A 17,767-nucleotide genomic window follows, 5' to 3' on the forward strand; every position below is an offset into this window, starting at 1 on the left:
GTGACTTTTTTATATATACTATTAAAAGCTGATTATCTTTTCAACTTTTAAACAGACGAATTCCAGGTTAGCTTACGAGACTGCTACTTTCTTTATTCCTCAGAGTAAATAAGACCGGTAAGACAATATAAACGATCGGCGTTGTAAGCCCTTGATAAAGGTTATTTTCCACGACTATTGCTGTGAGTGCTGCTAAAAATCCGATGACTATTAACCTATTATCATTTCTCTGTGCAGCAACATATTTTATCCCGTTTATAAACGCATAGAAATATAAAGAAAAATAGAGGAGAGAGGGTAGTAGTCCAATGCTCATAATGTACGCCATATAATGGTTATGAACAATGTTAGCTGCGTGGTAATAATAAACCTCTGCATCGAACCCACTGCCAAAGAATGGATTTCTGCTTGCGGTTATATAACCTAAACGTAAAAGATCAAGCCTTTTTCCAAGGGCTTCCGACCCCATTGAGGCCATCCAGTCAAAAACATACGGCGCTACCAGCAAAGATATCAGAAAAACCAAAAGAAAGCCGCTCAACAAAATGAGTCTGTTTCTATCACTACGAGTAAAAAAGTCTAAAAAATAGAATACAATTAATCCAGCAGCAACTGCCAAAAGAAAGCTTCTGGATTGAAGAAAAATGAATGTTACGTAGATCAAAATAAACGAAAATAGAATCTTTAGGAATAACAAAGTATTTCTGTACTTGATGTTTTTAACGGTTAATGACAGGACCATAAAAATTGACACTTCCATAAATGAGCCAAAAGCACCCATACCTAACCCTGAAAGCCCTGAACTCCTTCTAATATCGGATCCAATTCCCTCCGAATTCAACCTTGATCTTGCTGACACTTTTAACTCTTTGTCGAAAAATTCCTTTTGAAAATCGAACGCTTCAAATATAACTAGCATTAGTACAAGCAAAATGCCAGAAATTATAAAAGATTTTGACAACAAACCTAAAAAGCCACCTTGCTCATCGGCTGATAAAATATAGGTGAGTGCAATCAATAAAATATAGGCTCCAAATATAGAAGTAAGACTTGATGAATGTGCTGTATTGATATTTACCAATGAATGGTAAATGGATGTAGACAATACTACGAACGCCACAATTAAAACAAGTTTAACATATATTTTTATATGCTCGCCTTTAGCCAGTGAATAAAGAAAAAGAAGAAATGCAAAAAGATCTATAACTATGGGAAGCGATATATGAATAGGCCCATCAATATAGAATTTTCTGAAAACCTCAGAAATTGGAACCAAAAAGATAATGGCGAGATGCAAGTCTTCTTTGCTAACTTTTAATCCAATTCCCCACATTGTGAAATTTTAAGTATAATAAGTTTTCCACGAATTCTGATCCTTTCGATAAATTGAATGTTGGCGGGTAAAGGCTCGTATTTAGCCAGCTTTCTATTCAAATTTATAACCAAGTATATTAATTTTCTTAAGAAGACTGTAATGGCAAATTTGTAATTCATTTGAACTTCTAAAAAAACACCACTTGTTTGGGCTTTTGCTTTTTGGAGACTTTGATATGTGCTCACTAAAATAGAACTTTTCTAATTACAAGAAATTCTTAGATCGAAGGAAGCGCTCAATATTTTGTAGGAGCTATTTTCAAAGCACCTCCAAAACCTTTCATCATTATTTCCAAAAGGGCCGCAAACGGTGAGCCAATCGAACCTGACTTAACCTCTTGTCAGTATTGAGGATAAAGGCGCTTAACTGGATGCCCTAAAATTAGAAATATTTTTGCTCCAAATTTCCAGGTGAAGCCCATGCATGCCATAAAGTGTAGCCGTTCCCGACAATCCTGCATAGGCAATTGTGAAATCCCCCGTTTTGATTTAGAAGTGATCATTTCCATTCAGATAAGTCTCTGGAAAGCAGTTCTTCAAGGTTCAAAATTTCTGATTTGTATAATCTAACCATATAGTCCCTCAACTCTTTTGGCATCTCCTCCCTGAACCTTGCTTTCTTTTTAATTAGTTTTCTTACAAAAGTCCTAACCATATGTTGCTTATGCTTAGGAACGATTTTACGAAATAATTTGCCAAGCCCACTATTTCTGACAAGGGATGATAAATATAGTGATCTTGGCTGGCTTGATACATTTAGTTTCTTTGTGAACTCCAGTCGGCCTATTGGAGGAATTTTCAGGAAGTCGAAAATTTTTTCAAGCAGTTTTGTCTCATCTTTCAGTTCATCATAAAATAGTATAAGGAACTTTGAAGGGCTAAAACATTTGAACCATGCCTTAAGTTGAATGGAATACAAGCCACAAGAAAAATACCTATGGAAAATGGGTTTACCATCTCTTAAACCATTGATATCTTCATCAACAGCCTCACGAAATGACTTCAACTCTACAAGATTAACTTTCCTATGAAGGTAATTCGACCAAGCCCTGTCGGTTGGATTTCTCAAGATAACAATAAACTTTAAATCATCATTTTTGAAGGTTTCTTGAATCCTTTTAGCTACGATGTGGGCGTTTCCCAAGTATGCAGGTGTTGATTCACCGATATATTGAATTTTCTCGCTCAACGCAGACTTATCAAAATACTTGTTGTAAAAGAAATTAACACCTTCTGAAAACAATTCGTCATCCAGAAAGAATCTGGTCTCTTTATACTTCGAGAGGCAAATGTTTGGATGATAATTAATAAGGTAGTGCAATGAGGTAGTTCCGGATTTTGGGGCACCAATAAGGAAAACCTTTTGCTTATTTTTTAAATCCATTTACTAGACCTTTTATCTGTGTATAGTTAAATACAGTTGGGTTGATCTTCAGTTTCTTTCTCACAATAATCAACATCACCAAATTCCTCATGATCCATGATATCACTGTGGCAATAGCCGCACCAGTTATTCCATAAAACGGAATCAGCGCAAAATTTAAGACAATGTTGACCATTGCAAACAGAAGCTCCAGACGAGATCCTATTTTATCGCTACCTGAAAGCATTAAAAGAATTCCAACAGGCCCTGTGCTCACAGCGAAAAGTTTCCCAAATGAGAGTATCAATAAAACGTTGTATCCAGGGATAAAGTCATTTCCAAATATCCCTAGCAACCTTTCCCCGAAAACAACTATTAGCATGAAAAGAACAAACGACGAAGCATTCACAAATAAATTGAGAAAAAAAAGTTGTCTCTCCAGCTCTTTATTGCCGTCCTGGTTTCTTGACCGAGTGATATATGGCTTAATCGTTATGTTTGCGACTATGGACGAAAAGGAGATTAGCATAATGACCTTGGACACTGCACCATAAATTCCCACCTCTTCAGGTGCTCTAAAAACCCCCAGAATTAATACATCTGCGTGCTGGTTTAAGATACTTGTGCCGCTAAAAATCAAAAAAGGAAACGATTCTGCAACGAGTCTAAATGGGTTAGCTTTTTCGCTTTTGTGCAAGTGTAACTCTAAAGTTGCTTTTTCCTTGTTAATCCAGTAGCCAGAAACCAAAGCCCCAGTAAAGAATGCAAAAGCATTCGCAACTTGAGCATAAAACGGGCTTATCAAGGCATCGTTGATAACGACCGTAAGGACCATCACTAAAATAAGAACGAAATGCCTAATTATTAAAACTGGAATGTTAGAAATAACTGTCTTTTTAAAGGCAATTAATATGCTTTGGTTCAAATTTGAATAAGAAATGATTGGCAGCAAGACTAGCAAAGAAATTGCCCACACAGAAAAATTAGGTATCTGGAATATATAGAGAAATAATAGCACCAAAGAACCGATCAGTAAACTTGACGCCATAATAAATAGTGGCGGAATGGACAAATACCAGCCAAGCAATGACCACTTGCGGCTTTCAATCGTATTCGAAATTTTAACTATCAAAGAGTTGTCAAAACCAAGACGAGCAAATAATGAAATCAAAACTATCCATGAAAAAATATAAGTAATCAACCCAAAACCACTGACGCCCAATATTCTTGCCAGAACGGTTTGACTCAATAAGCCCAGGAATGCCCCCGCTACTTGCACAAGTGTCACACCGGTGAGCTTTCTAAAAATAATTGATTGACTAATCCTCTTCAAAGGGTCCATTCTCATCGTCTATCCGATCTTGGCTTGCTTGCCCTTCGAAACGCTATCTAGTAGGTCGAGATACATTTCTCGCTGCCTGACCCAATTAAACCAATCCGGCCTTTGTTCGAGAACAAATTTTCCATTCAATATATATTTTACAAATTCATCAACACTATCCATCGTATTCATTACCAAATAAGGTATTTCAGCAACAGGAGAGGCTGCAATGGGTAAACCGCTAGATATAGCCTCGATAATTACATTAGGCAATGAATCACTTCTAGTGGGATAAATAAATAGATCACTGGCTTGGTAGTAATTTGAAATGTTTTCCCTTGATACAAAACCCTCATACCTGATCCTGGTGTCGGAATTAGCTTCAAAATTTTCCTGATAAGGGCCAAGCCCAATGATACAAAACTGGTATTCATCACTTTGCAAGGTAACACGCTTTATTATTTCAATTAGCCGATCCGCTCCTTTTCCGTATGACAGGGTTCCCACGTACAAAATAAGTTTGCGCTCCGGTTTAAAGCCCAATAATTTTTTTAGCGCACCCTTTTTTCTGAAAGATGATTGCGGAAAAAGATCCGCCTTAAAAGGTTGAGGCAAAACAACCAGTCTGTCTTGGCTGAACCCCCTTCTCGCAAATTTATTTTTTGAATCCTGCCCTAAGACGACAAGCTTATTTGTTGTTTTAAAAAGGGACAAAATAAGGAGATTGTAGATGACATACTTCACTGCCCTTCGTAAAACACCAGAGGCCCTGTCCTTTTCACCAAGAATATCTCCGGTTACACGTGTTATTGAGGGAATGCCATAAAAGAGACTGAATAAGTTAACCAATACTCCAGATGGAAACGGATCGGAGAGATTAACAAGCACGTCAGGCTTGCGGTGCGTTTTAAGGTAGCTTTTTAGGGCAAAGGCGCCAAAGACCAGTCCTTTGAAATTGAAAAAAAAATTCTTCTTATATACGTAGACCTCACAGCTCGAATTAATTAACGACCGATCGACGGAGGAGCCAATAATCAGCGATACAGCAACTCGTTCCTGTAGAAGCTGAATAAAATTTTCAAGAAACGTAATATTATTTGCCTTAAATGTTTTCGTGCCTAAAAAAACCAGGTTGACGGGAGGTTGCCTCATCGCTGAAAAAGGTAGGGTTTAATTCAAACGGCCGCTCGGCCAATTCTGTTCATAATATAATCTATTCTAGTTGATTGAGCATTAGTTATCCTTTCTCTCCAAAATACCGACACATCTGCTTCGTGGAAAAAACTATCTTCTATTCTAAGGTCATGGCTCGTCTTGTGTGTCAGCATCGAAGGGGTGAAAATATAGGAGGGGTGTATTGCCACATTTCGACCTGAAAGATTAGTTAGTATTTCTCTGGTAACTTTATACGGATCTTTATAAAGTTCTTCGTAGCTATAAACCGGAATACCCAGTTTGCCTAACTCATAGTTTGCAACTATGCTCGTTAAAGCCCACATCACAGTGATCTTTTCATATTCGAATTCCAATCCTTCCAACAGACTTTTCATTTCCTTTTCATTCCATAAAAAGCGATACTTACCGTTGATAACTTCGGCAGTAAATTTATGGTAGTGGAAATCAAAGCCAAACTCCATCCAAAACTGCGGCCTTTTAAGAATAGAGGCAACAACGGACTTAACTTCTCGTTCTAAGTATATGATCCTTTTCGAAACATTCTGATATAGCCAGGGAATCATAAAGTTTCCTCTAATCAATTTCATTCCAATAATATCAGATTCTCGCCAAATCATTTCCACATACTTTTCATTCACCTCCTGTAAATTAGCGGATAAATGATTTCGAATTAGCCAACGGTTATCGACTTCTTTGCAGAGACAACTTTTAAGGTGTTTCGATAATTGGTTATTCATTTCATCATTTAACCCGCTAGAATAGCAGGCGTGTTTTGCAAATGATAAAACCTCGGGATGCATCGGTTCAAAGAGTATCAACCCACCAAGAGATTTTGAAATAATATCCGACATCCAGGTCGTACCTGACCTGCCGAAACCTAAAATCAGAATGGGTTGTTCACTAGCCATCTAAAATAAATGCTTTAGTTTAGCACAGGCTTCTATCAAAATCAGATCGCTTCTCGAAATAAATAGTTTGACATCAGTCATCCATCTAATTCAGATTGTTGTATAGAATTCCTATTTCCGAACTGATAATTTTCGTCTTTAATTGATTCAAAATCTCCACGGTTCGAAGCTGTGTTTTTTTATGCGAGACGACAAATACCGAAAAATCGACAAAAGTGCTCAGCATTAGTGCGTCCGGCGTCAACTCTAAGGATGTGCTATCGAAAACAACGCAGTCATACTTCTTTTTTAACCTTTCCAAAAGCATCTCAAGTTTAGGCTTATTCATCAGAATAGTGGAATAATCCTTAGCTGCGCCAAGTTGAATAATTTCAAGGCCCCTAATGTCAGTTTTTCTTGCAAGGTTATCCAAATTCATATTCTCGATAAAAAACTCTTCCAATCCTTCAAAACCTGTGTAGCCAAAAAGTGAGGATAAATTTTTATTTCCATTGTCTAAATCAACTATCAAAGTAGAATAACCAGAGTTTGCAGCAAGAATAGCCGTATTTAACGAAGAAAAAGATTTCCCTTCGCCTTGTAAATAGGATAAATACAAAATGGTCTTCGGATATTCCTTGGACGGCAGTAAAAAGCTCATGCTAACCCAAAAGTCCTTCAAGTCTTCAGAAATTTGTTCAAATTGCAAGTTCGGAAACTTTGCTTTGTTCATTGATACAGCTGGTAGACACCCAATAATAGGAATATCTGTTCCTCTCGTAATATCAAGTGGCGAATGAATGGTTGTTCGAAAAAAATCGTAAAACCCTATTCCCAGTATCGGCATGAAAAAACCAAAAATTATAGCAACGGAAACATTAAAGTTGCTCCTTGGGTAAATTCGGCTGGAAACATATGCTGGATCGACTAATCTCGAAGAAGTTTCATTGCCTTCCTTAGCGATTTCTGCTTCAGACTTCTGCTTCAGCAAATAAATATAGACCTCCTCATTTAAGTCAAATTCCCTCTGAATATTAATTAGCCTTCTTTCATCATTGGGTACTCTATCTAAATTCAACTCAACCTCTTTAATGAGTTTTTCAATGCTGCCAATTTGAATTTCTAAGGTGTTACGTTGATTACGAATATTTTCTGTTACCGCTCGCAACTTAACTGCAATTTGTGATGCCAGAGACAGTAGTTGCGGATTGATTTCTGAAACGGCAGTCCGCAACCTTGAGTATTGGTTGATTAAACTATTTAGGCTGGAAACCAAATCATTTAAAACTGGATCTGTAATTCCGGCCGTCGAAGGACTTATTAAAATTCCCGCATCAGTCTTACTAAGGTAGTCAAGAGTGTATGAACAATACTTGAGTTGCACTTGATATCGGGCGTAGTCCTTTTCAAGTTCGTGCAGTTTGTTCAATGTTGTGATTCCCTCTTGGTTGATATTTATGATTTTGTTCTCTGACCTAAAATCCTCCAGTTTTGCCTCCGCAATCAAAAGATTCTCTTTAACGCTTTTTAATTGATTGTCAATGAAATCTATTGCTTCATTGGCCGATTTGTTTTTCAACTCTAATTCCCTGCTCAAGTAAGAAGACATTAGCTCATCCAAAATTTCGATATCCAGTTCGGGCTCAGTGGAACTAAGGCTCAATTCAACAATGCTCGTCTTATTACTGATTGGTTTAATTTGAATCCTCTCTTTTAAAACTAATGCATACTGACCAGGATGAGAATAGTTAATTCTGAATGTCCTTCCCAAATGCGATAATTCTATGTCTTCTTTTTTCTCAATTTGAATAATGAATCCGTGAAACTGAATTGGCACACCTAAGACAATTCTTACGCTATCAACGCCCAAGCTCCCGTTCCCTTGCGAAGAAATGTACCCTCCATTTTCATCCACTATCTTAAATAGGAATGTTTTGCGGTGCCCATCGCCATTTGTTTCAATAAGTCTGCAAGTAAAAAAGTCCACATCTTCATAGGCCTCAGACATAGGGCTTACTTCTTCTAAATCAATATTGAGGTTTAGAGATTCTGTAACCTTTTTGATTAAGTCATAGGAGCTAAGGACTTCTATTTCATTTTCGATATTGGTAGTTGGACTAAAGAACTCAAGTTCCTTCATAAATGTTTGGGATGCACTCTTCTTCTGATCGACAATATCCAAACTAGCCTTAACTAAATATCGAGGCGAAGAATACTCATTTATAACAAGAGCTAAAAAGAAAAATGAAATTAGAGACAGGAAAAACCAAACTTTATAGTCCCACAAACGCAATAAATAGGAATGTATATCAATTGTATCTTTATTTGTACTCCTGCCAAGGTACTTAAGATAGTTTTTCTTGCTTAGAGTTGACATACCAATTAGTTGTTTACCAAAATAAAAAATAGCGCAATCGAAGAAACAGCCCCGACAATAATGGCTATGTCCTTTAAAGAGCCGATAACAGATTTAAACTCCTTTATTTTTAGTGGTTCAACATATATTTGATCTCCCTGTTTTATATAGTAAAATGGGCTATCAATTATCTCGATCTCAGTAAGGTCTACGAATTGAACAACTTGGCCGTCTGTGGTCTGTCTAATAAAAGTCACTTTCTGTCGGTTTCCTTCATTGGTTAAATCCCCGGCATTAGCAATAGCTTCAAAGATTGTTACCCGATCTTTCAAAACATTGTATCTGCCCGGTTTATTAAATTCACCAAATGCAGTATAAGTTACTCCACCCATTCTAACTAAAACGAATGGATCTATCATATAAAGTCGAAGAGCTTCTTCGATTAGGGTTTTAGACTCTTGCAATGTTTTTCCCTTAACATATATATTTCCGATAAGTGGAATCTCCACTTCACCACTCTCTTTTACTTCGTAACCAGAAAAGTAGTTCGCATTTGCTGCGGCATCAAGTTGCGTAGTCCTAATTGAATTACTTTTTGACTCAAATATTTCGGTGACAGCGGGATCAATTGACCTTATTTCAACACTGATTATATCACCGTGCTCCAGCCTATAACCTCCTGTCGAGGAAGGTGAAAATGGTCCGTGGTTTTCCGCTGAGCGAGTCCCTTGAAAATAAATCAATTTCCCATTTGGAATACATCCTGAAAGGAGCATTGAGAATAGCGCACTGGTAAAAAACATGAGAAATGAGCTCCTTTTTTTGGGCTCTGTTACTTCTTTTGAATTCATTTTTTTGATGAAATAAAATAGTGCAAAATGAACACCTTCAAATCTATTGAGTTGTGTTGTACGTCCAAGTCGACCTTTATTCTTGTAATCTCTAATAATGAATCCTCTAAAAAAACTGACCAAGTTTTCTCAAAGGCTTTAGACTAAGGGTATAGAGCTTTGGTTTTATTTTATTTATTTCCCACGCTTTTCTGTCTTCCCTATTCGCTTGAACTCTATTTTTAATAGATCTGTTGCTTACTCCTCCATCCCTCATTTTTATGATAACCTGAGGCAGGTAGATACATTTAATCTCTTGTACAAATAGGAGTCTCAACATCATCTCGTAGTCTGCCGAAATATTAAGGGTTGGATCGTATAGGCCGTGCTTTTGGTAAATAGTCCTTCGAACAAAGAAAGTTGGGTGGGGAGGTGACCACCCGTAGTAAAACCTGTCCTTATCAAATGCGCCGCTGCGCCACGACCTCACGACTTCACCGACATTATCTCTTTTAACATATTTTACGTCTGCATAAGACACGTCAACTGACTCGTCTTCAAATACCGCTGCTATCTTTGTAATTACATCACCATCAACATAAAAATCATCGGCGTTCAAAATACCAACTATTTCGCCCGTCGCCAGCCCGATTCCCTTATTCATTGCATCGTATATTCCTTGATCACGTTCGCTAACGATCTTTGAAATTCTATCCGAATACCTGTTTATCTTTTCAAGAGTACCGTCAGTTGAGCAGCCATCTATGATAATATATTCGATATCTTCGTAGGATTGGTTCAGCACAGAGAGGATACAACCCTCAATAAACTGTGAGTTGTTATAAACAACCGTTATTATGCTGATTTTCATAATGTGCTGCTTTTGCTCAATGGAATTACGGCATTTTTATCCGGCTCAGAAATTTGCAGATGGAGCAACATCAAAAACACCGAAGTAGGAAGCACACCTCTCGTCACCAGATAATATTCGGTGATTAAATTAGCCAAAATATATGTGCAAAGTACTATCAAGAAAGGAGCAAAGTACATAATTCGATTATTCTTCTTTGCCAGAAAAAAGTTACTTCTAACTAGCCCAACAATAATAAAAACCATTAGAACCAGTCCGAAAACCCCAAGAAATCCATTGGTTGAGCCAATAAGGCCATCATACCATGTTACGTAATTAGAAATAAGCCCGACACCAAACAAGAAAAACGTGGCCGACGTCTGTTCAAAAGACAAAAAAAGCTTTCTTATGCGACTCATTGAGCTATCATCCCCACTGTTGAAATCCACCGCTCTTTCCGCAAGCGCTATCAAACCTCTGTCGAAATCGATCTTTGAAATAAGGTAAATGCCTCCAATCAAAATGATAGCGGCCAGGTAAACCGTTTGCTTTCTAACAGTGCGAAAACTTCTGAAGCTAATAAGGACGTGCAACAATTGAGAGAACAGCAATACCGCTATGCCTGTCTTTGAACCTGTCAAAACCATGGCTGGCACCGACGCTAAATTGATAAATACTACCAAAAAAACATTGTGCCTAAAGATTATTTTCCAGTGAAAATTGTACATGACAAGGCCCATTGCCAAGTAACAAGAATAAAGGTGAGCGTCAGATTGATATAAGTTACCAGAGAAGGGAAAACTTGGCCTAAAAACTCCGTGAATTTTGCCAGTTATCCTGAGAAACAAGTAGATGTACACCCAGGCACTAAGGAAGAAGAACGTCCATAAAAGTAATTTGTTAAGCGTTTTCAGCCGGCCAGGACTAAGCCTAATTGAATTAAGTATGAAAATTGGAAAAATGGGGACTAGAAACTTATAGATAAATCCAATGTTTTGAATGTTCTTTACTCCAAAAGCCCAGAACCCAATCGCACTACTGATTGATATAATAATTAGCAAAGCCAATATTATCTGAAACAGCGACTGTGATATTTTTATTTTTCCGACCACAGACAAAAGTGATAAAACCAAAAAAATGTCTGTGAACCTGAAAGGACCAGCTAACTCCTTATTAATTGGCAATGAAATTATTGCTAGACATAGAAAAACATATGCCGGCTCAATTTTGATCTCCCTCTGAAGGATGTTAATCGTAAATATCATCGATAGGTAAACTTCATCTTGAGATTCAAAAACGTTAACTTGTAAAGTTAGGTAAAACTAATGTTTTAAATCATCAAACTTCCACTTGATTCGGGTTACGATTGACGCTGCGGATGGAAAAAAACAAATTAGCAGGAGTTTACCTTTGTGAAGAGTCTTTAGCTTGGATCGTAATATATTTCCAGTTTTAAAGTCTCCCGTAAGTAGCGAGTTGTATTCCACTGAATAATCAAAAATATCCGATTGATGCATATCTAATCTCTCCCTATTTTTCAGAAGACAATCAACAAGTTGAAGCATCCTGCGAGCTCTAAAGTTTACTTTTGCCTTGCCATAATTCAGTATTCCTCCAAAGGTCTGATTAGTATGCTGTCGGTATAGGTAAAGCTTTTCTTTGATGTGTAGTATGTCTTTTGCACGCCTCTTTATCATGAACGAGAACCAAACATCCTCAAAAGGCAGGTCTTCTGGCATCGGGAATACCTGTTCTGCTATTTCTCTTTTCATTGACCAAGCCCACCTCGGAATGCTGATCATGTATTTCAGAACATCTTCATAGGTTGCCGAAATGATAGATTTGTTAACGTAGTAATTGCCTATTGTCTTTAGCTTTTTATCAACCACGAAGCTGTCATGGCAATGGGCGTCAAAATTTTTCAAATCATCATACTTTGCAAAAAAAGCTGGGAGCAAAACATCATCGGCATCTATGCATTTGATTATCTGTCCCTCAGAAAGACTGAAACCGTAATTGAGGCCCTGTACTTTGCCCGTACCTGTGTTGTTATAAATCTTAACCCTTGGATCCTCTAAGGAAACTCCATGCACAATTTTATACGTATCATCCTCCGAACTATCATTTACCACAATAAGCTCCCATTTAACAGTTTTCTCCTTTTGCAGGGAAAGAATGGATTCTCTTATATAGGAGGCTGCGTTCTTTGCAGGCATTATAAAGCTTATCATTAATAGGATTTTTAGTATTTTAAAAGTCGATAAATAAGAACGGGGAGCGATATGATTGCAAGCGGGCCGCCATGCCTGGTTAGGACAATAATCGTTTCAACTAAATTCCTGACAAATTTTTTCTGACCTACACCTCCCAATAAATATTCCGCAACCGGGAAATCGAGTTGCTGAGCATATGTATAATTTTCGTGACCTATTAGCCTAAAGTACCAGTCCAACTCTCCTTTTAAAATGTAGTTAGAATTGTAGTTGATTAAAATATCACGGTGAACTAAAAGCGATTGATGGCAGAGAGTTCGGGTGCCCCAAAATAGAAGGCTAAAAAAAGTAAGCCTCTTTGGCTCAAGCCTATTGGTATTTCCATTGCCGCTTAAAAGCACTGAACCATAAACTAGCTTGGGGTCGTTGGCGACATTGCACATTACTTTTGAAAGCGTCTCCTCATCGACAAACTTGTCACCGGCGTTCAGAAAAATTGTCCAGTCCCCCGTCGCATATGCTATACCTTTATTCATAGCATCGTATATGCCTGCGTCTTTTTCACTGACGTACGATGATATGATATCACTATTGGCTTCTATTACCTGTAAGGTTCCATCAGTTGAACCTCCGTCTATCACAAAATACTCAATGTTTTGGTAGGACTGACTCCTAATACTCTCTATCGTTTCCTTTAGAAGTTGGGCTGCATTAAAAACTACTGTTATTACACTTACTTTTTGCGAACTCATTCGTTTCTGACCTCTTTAATAAACACCGCAGGGTTCCCTCCCCAAATTTGATTGGCTGGAATTTTACTTCCCCTAACAACAGCTCCTGCGCCAATGATAGAGTTATCTCCGATGACGCTTCCCTTCAGAATTGTGCAATGCCCTCCTATGAAAACATTATCCCCTATGATCACCTCCGATTTGCCAATGTTGGTTTTTACCTCTGGAATAGCTGTTCGCTCCACAGCCTTAAGTGAATGGAAATCTGTATCATAGACAACACAATTGCCTCCAAACCTGACGTTGCTACCAATGGTTATTCTTTCATGGCAAACGATTGTTGAGGCACTTATCCCGACATTGTCGCCGATTGAAAGACGGCCTCCCTCTCTGCATATGAGCGATGTTTTCTGCTGCCTGCCAATATTATTAAAAAAAGATCCACTATTGGCTCTAAATCCTTGCGAAATCACAATGCTGGATCCAGGTAAACATTCTATAGAAATGAACCCATTGATTGTCCAATGATCTCCAATCTTTACACCGTTGGCCGCCAGGGTAAACCGATTCCAAATTTTGGCCGCAATCACATAAACGATCACCCGGTAGAGGAAAAGTATCGATCTAAAAAGAAGTCTCAGCATCTTCGATTAGGTTATTATATATATTGAGGTACTCTCCCAGAACTTTTTGGGTATCATGTCGTTCCCTTGCCATTTTTCTGCTTTGAACAGAGATACTTCTCGAAAGAAGTTTGTCTTCCAATAACATTCGTATCCCCCGAATAATACTCTCAACCTCCAAAGATACCAGGATACCGGTTTCGGAATGCTCAATAAGTGAGGAAACACCCCCTACATCTGAGGCTACCACTGGTAACCCAACCACTTGTGCCTCGCAAATACTATTTGGACTATTGTCAACGTACGATGGGTGCAGCAACATCTTACTATTCAACATCTCTTTCACTATCTGATCAGCGGAGGCTCTGCCTTTGTGAAAGACATTCACGCCAACGTTAAGGTTGGCGAGCTGTTTTCTTTGAATCAACGCATTTAGATCTTTAACACTGCCATCTCCAAATATTACTAATGTGAGATCGTCATTCTGAACCACTGCATCGAAAACGTACAACGCTTCAGCTATCCCTTTTATTGAATTAAGCCCTCCTAAAAAGAGGACATTACTTTTTTCCTCAAAATTGTTCCCTTCCTCAACAAAAAAGTCGGTACGTATCATTTCCCATCCGACAAATATTCTAGCAGTTGGATTAAGCGATCTTATGGCAGCAGAATCCCAATGAGTCCTGCAAACAAAGTGCTTATGTTTGCGGATACCCCACCTTTCATAGACCGACCCAAGCAACCATATTAGTTTTTTGCTTGAGAATGTTTCTGGCAAGGCCTTAAGATATCTGAAAAGAATTCCTTGAATACTTACAACCGTTGGTCTTTTAAGACCAACCGAAGCAAGCTCAAATTGATGCTCTGTTCCATGAACGTGAACCAGGTCATAAGACATCTGATTGTTTTTCAGCCACCTCCTTAAAGCGAGTATACGGAACAGATAAAGTGTCACTATCTCCCACTTAGGCGGAAGCATCTTTAGAAGAATAACCCGGTATCCATCCTTTTCAAACTCTAAAGTAGATGAACTGATTGATGAGCTCGTTGACAGGATAGTAAGTTTGATCTGGCCTGACAAAGACAATGCCTTGGCCAAAGATGTTATCCAAGGTGCAGCGTGGGCCTTAGGGTCGGCGGGGTAGGGGGCAATCCATAAAACATTCCTTGTCACGGACATTAGTCTAACTTTTGGTAAACATTCTTAGTCTTTTCGGCTATAACATGCCAATCAAAGCTCAATGCTTTTGCTCTGGCAGCGGTACTTTTTTCCTTTCTTATAGTTTCATTCTTCAACAAAAACTCCAAAGCATTTATACTATCATCAACATTTTTGTTTACAAAAATAGCCTCCTTTTCTGTAACGTAGTCTCTAATTGAGTCTAGTTTCGTAATTACTGTTGGCAATCCACATGACATACATTCCAATAACGCATTGTTGGCAATTGCTCCGTTTAGGGGTAGGAAAAGCAGATCTGATTTTTGAATTTCTGCCAACAATTCAAAATCAGAGATGTTTTTTTTAAAAAGTACATTGTCGCAATTTCGGAAGTATCTTTCGTTTTCGGGCGACGAGATCACAGTGAATTTAACCTTGTCATCTATCGATTTGAACGCAGCGACGACCTTGGCTGCCATATCAAAATCTCTCAACCAACTGCCCAAGATGAGAATATTCCTTGCTTCTTTTTCAACAAAAGATGGGCTGAAATATTCAGTGTCCACACCGTGAGGAATGAACTCCACGTTCTCGGAAGAAAATATTTTTGTCAACACTGGAATTTGGTTTGACCCCAAACCTATTGCAACCTGAGATTTTCTAAAATTATCCATCATTTTTCTGCCTGAGCCTGTTTTGGAGAGCCCGTCAAACCATTCTTCAGGTTGATGAAAGGTTGATACGATAGATGTTGTTCTTGGGAAATTGAAGGGCGTGAAGGCCAGTGTATTCTCAGGGTACAAATAATGAACAATACTATTTTCCTGGAGGCTCCTTCTTACTTGGAAATTAAAAAGCAAGCGTAGCATTTTGAAGGAGTAATTGTATAAGTACATGCCAGGTTTTTCATCCTTGAATCTTTCGAGGTGCTTGATCCTCTCTCGGCCCCTGTTCAAGCTTAATACTTTTGCATAAGGGAAAAAAGAAGAAAGAACATCATAACCGGAGTTATGCCCGTGATGTCCAAACTTTAGATTTACGTGTACAAGTGGTCTTGATTGCATACTGCTTTTCTCGGGGTTGAACAGCCTCAACTATTCATTAGGCCTTTTACAATTCCCTTTATCCTTGCCAATAGAAATGGCCACTTTTTACTTGAATTGATCTCTTGGTTGAAAACGTATATTAAAATATGCTTAAGATAGTGCAACGCAAGCCGGGGCAACCCTTTTTTATAGTATAGATAGTGAAAAAGGAAATGATTTCTAGTCATATAGTATTCATATACAACACCATTATTACTGATATCCTGATATGCAGTAACTGTTGTGTCGGAAGCCACCTGCCAACCCAATGTCTTAGCCCTGTGGCACCATTCTGTTTCCTCAAAATAAAGAAAGAACTTCTCATTCAGTAGTCCAACTGCTTCCAGAGCCGAAACACGGATCATAAAAAACGAGCCATTTACATAGCCAATGTCTCTATTCAAATTTTTGGAAACCACTTGAGAAGGGTTCATTTTGGCATGTAAATGCCCAGGGTAAAAGAATCTTTTGAAATGAAGCAGTCCCCCGTCTGAAAAGATTTTATTTCTTTCTCCTTTCAAACAAAGTCGAGGGCCGATTGCTGCCAAGTCATTATTTTGAAAGAGCTTTTGCCCTAAAGCATGGAATATATTCTCTTTCAGCTCGACGTCCGGATTAATTAAAACGATTGTTCTTATCTCCGAATCGGTAACAAGAAGTCTAATACCTAGATTATTTCCACCGGCGTATCCTAGGTTTTTCCCCGCTAGTACCAAATCTTCGGATGGTATTGACCTCCGAAGCAGTTCGTTCTCGGTTGCCTCAGCGGAATTGTCAACAACAAGTATTCTGAGAGATTCATCCTGAAAGGATTCAATTTTCTGATACAGCTTGAGCGTCTCCTTACCAGAAAAGTAGTTAAGAATAATGATTCCGATCAATGATGCCATATACAAGGGGTTTACTCAGCTCTCAGATAAAGTACTACCTGATCGCCTCTTCCCTCCTCATTCAACTTTTGGGACTCCCTTTCCCACAGTTCAATTTGCTCCTTACTAAACGGGCTGTTTTGGATCGACTCTGCATATGAGTTAGCTGCCCTTAGCGGTATGTCCTGCAAGTATTGTTCACTTCCCCAAAACTGTAATGCGTAAGAATCCCACTCCACTTTAAATAGTTGGAGCCCAACGCTCTTTGCTAAAATCTCAGCACTTTTCAGCGTGTGCAGATAATAGTGTCTTGGTGCGTCAAGCTGCACCCAGTTGGTTCCATACTTTTCCCATGCGTAGCTGAGTACAGGGATACGCATCATAAGAACACCCGCTGGGTTGAGTTTTGTCTTCAGTATTTCCAGCGTCTCTTTCTGATCTGGCATATGCTCAAACACGTGATGCAGCATAATCAAATCATAGGTACCGTTCAATTCCCGTAAGCCACTTTTAAATATTGGCACCTTTCCAAATATTGAAGAGTCCTTCTCGATGAACAAGTCGGACCCTGACAAGCTGCTAAAACCATAATTATGTAGCCTCCGGAGATAATGCCCAGATCCACAGCCAACATCGTGAATAGCCGAACTGAGACTTAGTCCAATTTTCTTCAGCCGTGCTAAGTCGCCATCAAGGTTAAGTTTCGATATATTAGTTAGCCGCAAAATGGGGTTTAGTACAAACTTCACCTGGTTCTTAAACCTCTGGTACTTGCTAACTTCACGCAGGCTGACTTCGTTAAATGAGTAGTAATTCTCCGGATAGTACTTACCAATGTTTTTTGGATATTCCTTTATCTGAAGGCATCCACAATTTGTGCATTCCAGGTATTCAAACGAATCCTTTAAACCGAACATCATTTCCCTCACA

The 17,767-nt window shown here is 38.5% G+C and carries 16 protein-coding genes; all 16 read right to left on the reverse strand.

Annotated features, from left to right (window positions below; translation table 11 throughout):
• Positions 1–67: 67 nt before the first annotated feature.
• The 16 genes from ACMVP2_RS11240 to ACMVP2_RS11315 all read right to left on the reverse strand — a co-directional run bounded on the left by ACMVP2_RS11240 (position 68) and on the right by ACMVP2_RS11315 (position 17,757).
• Positions 68–1,333 (reverse strand): O-antigen ligase family protein, encoded by a 1,266-nt coding sequence (locus ACMVP2_RS11240; RefSeq protein ID WP_339784413.1) that lies wholly within the window; start codon positions 1,331–1,333, stop codon positions 68–70.
• Positions 1,334–1,873: 540 nt separating this feature from the next.
• Positions 1,874–2,758, reverse strand: a complete 885-nt coding sequence (locus tag ACMVP2_RS11245; RefSeq protein WP_339784415.1) for a sulfotransferase domain-containing protein — start codon at positions 2,756–2,758, stop codon at positions 1,874–1,876.
• A complete protein-coding gene (locus tag ACMVP2_RS11250) occupies positions 2,742–4,079 on the reverse strand; it encodes an oligosaccharide flippase family protein (RefSeq protein ID WP_416867764.1) in 1,338 nt (445 codons plus the stop codon). The genes ACMVP2_RS11245 and ACMVP2_RS11250 overlap by 17 nt, the downstream gene beginning before the upstream one ends.
• A gap of 9 nt (positions 4,080–4,088) precedes the next feature.
• Complete coding sequence (locus ACMVP2_RS11255; RefSeq protein WP_339784419.1) at positions 4,089–5,210, reverse strand: glycosyltransferase family 4 protein; 1,122 nt, start codon at positions 5,208–5,210, stop codon at positions 4,089–4,091.
• A 23-nt stretch (positions 5,211–5,233) separates the two neighbouring features.
• A complete protein-coding gene (locus tag ACMVP2_RS11260; RefSeq protein ID WP_339784421.1) occupies positions 5,234–6,142 on the reverse strand; it encodes a hypothetical protein in 909 nt (302 codons plus the stop codon).
• An 85-nt stretch (positions 6,143–6,227) separates the two neighbouring features.
• Positions 6,228–8,498: a GumC family protein gene (locus ACMVP2_RS11265; protein WP_416867765.1), complete on the reverse strand. Its 2,271-nt coding sequence runs from the start codon at positions 8,496–8,498 to the stop codon at positions 6,228–6,230.
• Positions 8,499–8,503: 5 nt separating this feature from the next.
• Positions 8,504–9,328 carry a polysaccharide biosynthesis/export family protein gene (locus ACMVP2_RS11270; protein WP_416867766.1) on the reverse strand — a complete coding sequence of 275 codons (825 nt, stop codon included), beginning with the start codon at positions 9,326–9,328 and terminating at the stop codon, positions 8,504–8,506.
• 106 nt (positions 9,329–9,434) lie between these two features.
• Complete coding sequence (locus tag ACMVP2_RS11275) at positions 9,435–10,178, reverse strand: glycosyltransferase family 2 protein (protein WP_339784427.1); 744 nt, start codon at positions 10,176–10,178, stop codon at positions 9,435–9,437.
• Positions 10,175–10,885 carry a hypothetical protein gene (locus ACMVP2_RS11280; protein WP_339784429.1) on the reverse strand — a complete coding sequence of 237 codons (711 nt, stop codon included), beginning with the start codon at positions 10,883–10,885 and terminating at the stop codon, positions 10,175–10,177. The genes ACMVP2_RS11275 and ACMVP2_RS11280 overlap by 4 nt, the downstream gene beginning before the upstream one ends.
• A gap of 594 nt (positions 10,886–11,479) precedes the next feature.
• Positions 11,480–12,388 (reverse strand): glycosyltransferase family 2 protein, encoded by a 909-nt coding sequence (locus ACMVP2_RS11285; protein ID WP_339784431.1) that lies wholly within the window; start codon positions 12,386–12,388, stop codon positions 11,480–11,482.
• A gap of 11 nt (positions 12,389–12,399) precedes the next feature.
• On the reverse strand, positions 12,400–13,122 hold the full coding sequence (locus ACMVP2_RS11290) for a glycosyltransferase family 2 protein (protein ID WP_339784433.1): 723 nt from the start codon (positions 13,120–13,122) through the stop codon (positions 12,400–12,402).
• Positions 13,119–13,745 (reverse strand): acyltransferase, encoded by a 627-nt coding sequence (locus ACMVP2_RS11295; RefSeq protein WP_416867767.1) that lies wholly within the window; start codon positions 13,743–13,745, stop codon positions 13,119–13,121. The genes ACMVP2_RS11290 and ACMVP2_RS11295 overlap by 4 nt, the downstream gene beginning before the upstream one ends.
• The gene (locus ACMVP2_RS11300; protein ID WP_416867768.1) at positions 13,726–14,904 is read right to left on the reverse strand and encodes a glycosyltransferase family 4 protein; all 1,179 of its coding nucleotides are present in this window, start codon (positions 14,902–14,904) and stop codon (positions 13,726–13,728) included. The genes ACMVP2_RS11295 and ACMVP2_RS11300 overlap by 20 nt, the downstream gene beginning before the upstream one ends.
• On the reverse strand, positions 14,904–15,947 hold the full coding sequence (locus ACMVP2_RS11305; protein WP_416867769.1) for a glycosyltransferase family 4 protein: 1,044 nt from the start codon (positions 15,945–15,947) through the stop codon (positions 14,904–14,906). The genes ACMVP2_RS11300 and ACMVP2_RS11305 overlap by 1 nt, the downstream gene beginning before the upstream one ends.
• A 26-nt stretch (positions 15,948–15,973) precedes the next feature.
• Entirely contained in the window at positions 15,974–16,858 is an 885-nt protein-coding gene (locus ACMVP2_RS11310; protein WP_416867770.1) for a hypothetical protein, read from the reverse strand.
• Positions 16,859–16,869: 11 nt separating this feature from the next.
• The gene (locus ACMVP2_RS11315) at positions 16,870–17,757 is read right to left on the reverse strand and encodes a class I SAM-dependent methyltransferase (RefSeq protein WP_416867771.1); all 888 of its coding nucleotides are present in this window, start codon (positions 17,755–17,757) and stop codon (positions 16,870–16,872) included.
• Positions 17,758–17,767 lie beyond the last annotated feature (10 nt).

This window comes from Imperialibacter sp. (genome assembly GCF_048007035.1).
GTDB lineage: Bacteria > Bacteroidota > Bacteroidia > Cytophagales > Cyclobacteriaceae > Imperialibacter.

What these genes read in the sequence shown, in the direction of transcription:
- ACMVP2_RS11285 (WP_339784431.1), bottom strand. Translation starts at nt 12,388, where the DNA reads ATGATAAGCTTTATAATGCCTGCAAAGAACGCAGCCTCCTATATAAGA.
- ACMVP2_RS11305 (WP_416867769.1), bottom strand. Translation starts at nt 15,947, where the DNA reads ATGCAATCAAGACCACTTGTACACGTAAATCTAAAGTTTGGACATCAC.
- ACMVP2_RS11255 (WP_339784419.1), bottom strand. Translation starts at nt 5,210, where the DNA reads ATGAGGCAACCTCCCGTCAACCTGGTTTTTTTAGGCACGAAAACATTT.
- ACMVP2_RS11245 (WP_339784415.1), bottom strand. Translation starts at nt 2,758, where the DNA reads ATGGATTTAAAAAATAAGCAAAAGGTTTTCCTTATTGGTGCCCCAAAA.
- ACMVP2_RS11265 (WP_416867765.1), bottom strand. Translation starts at nt 8,498, where the DNA reads ATGTCAACTCTAAGCAAGAAAAACTATCTTAAGTACCTTGGCAGGAGT.
- ACMVP2_RS11250 (WP_416867764.1), bottom strand. Translation starts at nt 4,079, where the DNA reads ATGGACCCTTTGAAGAGGATTAGTCAATCAATTATTTTTAGAAAGCTC.
- ACMVP2_RS11315 (WP_416867771.1), bottom strand. Translation starts at nt 17,757, where the DNA reads ATGATGTTCGGTTTAAAGGATTCGTTTGAATACCTGGAATGCACAAAT.
- ACMVP2_RS11260 (WP_339784421.1), bottom strand. Translation starts at nt 6,142, where the DNA reads ATGGCTAGTGAACAACCCATTCTGATTTTAGGTTTCGGCAGGTCAGGT.
- ACMVP2_RS11300 (WP_416867768.1), bottom strand. Translation starts at nt 14,904, where the DNA reads ATGTCCGTGACAAGGAATGTTTTATGGATTGCCCCCTACCCCGCCGAC.
- ACMVP2_RS11310 (WP_416867770.1), bottom strand. Translation starts at nt 16,858, where the DNA reads ATGGCATCATTGATCGGAATCATTATTCTTAACTACTTTTCTGGTAAG.
- ACMVP2_RS11280 (WP_339784429.1), bottom strand. Translation starts at nt 10,885, where the DNA reads ATGTACAATTTTCACTGGAAAATAATCTTTAGGCACAATGTTTTTTTG.
- ACMVP2_RS11295 (WP_416867767.1), bottom strand. Translation starts at nt 13,745, where the DNA reads ATGCTGAGACTTCTTTTTAGATCGATACTTTTCCTCTACCGGGTGATC.
- ACMVP2_RS11270 (WP_416867766.1), bottom strand. Translation starts at nt 9,328, where the DNA reads ATGAATTCAAAAGAAGTAACAGAGCCCAAAAAAAGGAGCTCATTTCTC.
- ACMVP2_RS11290 (WP_339784433.1), bottom strand. Translation starts at nt 13,122, where the DNA reads ATGAGTTCGCAAAAAGTAAGTGTAATAACAGTAGTTTTTAATGCAGCC.
- ACMVP2_RS11240 (WP_339784413.1), bottom strand. Translation starts at nt 1,333, where the DNA reads ATGTGGGGAATTGGATTAAAAGTTAGCAAAGAAGACTTGCATCTCGCC.
- ACMVP2_RS11275 (WP_339784427.1), bottom strand. Translation starts at nt 10,178, where the DNA reads ATGAAAATCAGCATAATAACGGTTGTTTATAACAACTCACAGTTTATT.